Source organism: Zobellia russellii, from assembly GCF_018728565.1.
In the GTDB taxonomy this organism is placed as follows: Bacteria; Bacteroidota; Bacteroidia; order Flavobacteriales; family Flavobacteriaceae; genus Zobellia; species Zobellia russellii.
In genome coordinates, this window is sequence record NZ_JACSOI010000048.1 from 1 (window position 1) to 206 (window position 206).

The window sequence follows — 206 nt, forward strand, 5'->3', positions numbered from 1 at the left end:
GTGATATCTGCGGATTCTTCCAAAGCTGAAAGGTCTACGGTTACGGAAGAAGTCCCTTCGTCGATTTTCAAGACACTGGAAGCATCGATTGAAGCCCCTGTTATATCGTCATCTGCGGTAGCGGCGATCTGTCCGTCCACATAGGTCTTCACGGCAAGTTCCGTAGGGAACTTGGTGTTTGTGGCATCGGCCAAGGTAACGTCATC

1 protein-coding gene is annotated in these 206 nt (G+C 50.5%); it reads right to left on the minus strand.

Annotation, left to right across the window (positions count from 1 at the left end; all coding sequences use genetic code 11):
* Positions 1 to 206 (minus strand): hypothetical protein (locus H9565_RS20135; protein WP_215442164.1); only part of this gene is annotated, 206 nt, incomplete at both ends.